This is a genomic window from Hymenobacter nivis (assembly GCF_006439025.1).
Taxonomy (GTDB): Bacteria; Bacteroidota; Bacteroidia; order Cytophagales; family Hymenobacteraceae; genus Hymenobacter; species Hymenobacter nivis_A.
This window is the reverse complement of sequence record NZ_RCYZ01000023.1, coordinates 1-796: the sequence shown is the minus strand read 5'-3', so window position 1 is coordinate 796 and position 796 is coordinate 1. Positions and strand designations below refer to the sequence as shown.

Sequence of the window (796 nt, the reverse complement as noted above, 5' to 3'; positions counted from 1 at the left end):
CCCAGGAGCCCGTGCTGGGCTACGTGGGGGCCCACATCACCCAGCAAAAGCGCATTTTTATTGCCCGCACCGAGCTGCCGCTGCCTTCCGATGTGGTGTTCGATTCGCCCTACCAGGGCTGCGCAGTCGATTCGATGTCCGAGGTCCTATTTCCCTTCGACCCCAAGGGGCCCCACGACCCCTATACCCGGCTTTTCGACCAGCCCGGCACCGTGCCGGTCAGCTACTACCTCACCCGCAGCAAGCTCAAGATGGCGTACATCGGCGCCTCGACCACCTGCGCCGATTGCCGCCTGCGGGGCGCCAACGTGAAACCCAGCTTCTGGTAGGGCCCGCCGCCGCTTGTCTTTGTTCTGCTTAGTTCTGCTTAGTTCTGCCTAATCCCCGCCCATGCCGCCTCTTGTACCCGCCCAATTCCTTCGTTTGCTGGTTCGCCGCTGGTTTGGGCTGGCCCTGCTGGGGGCCCTGGGCGGGTGCGTGGAGCCCTACGCGCCGGACGTGCTGGACGCGCCGGCCAGCTATTTGGTCGTGGACGGCTTCATCAACGGCAACGGGCGGACCACGATTTTGCTCACGCGCACGGCCAGCCTGGCCGCGGCGGGGGCCCCGGCGGTGGAGCGGGGGGCCAAGCTGTTCATCGCCGACGAGGCGGGCACCCGCTACGCGCTGGTGGAGCGGGCGGCGGGCAGGTACGTGTCCGACAGCCTGGTGCTGCCCGCCGCGCGCCAGTACCAGCTGCGCATTGCCCCGGCCACGGGGGGCGCCACCTACGAGTCGGCCCTGGTGCCGCTGAAAG

At 68.0% G+C, this 796-nt stretch carries 1 protein-coding gene and 1 pseudogene; both read left to right on the top strand.

Annotated elements, in window-relative coordinates; all coding sequences use genetic code 11:
- A pseudogene (locus EAH73_RS23270) lies at positions 1-329 on the top strand (hypothetical protein); the annotation flags it as partial.
- A 61-nt stretch (positions 330-390) separates the two neighbouring features.
- Positions 391-796, top strand: a 406-nt coding sequence (locus EAH73_RS22915) for a DUF4249 family protein (protein WP_140469765.1), incomplete at its 3' end; no start/stop codon positions are given.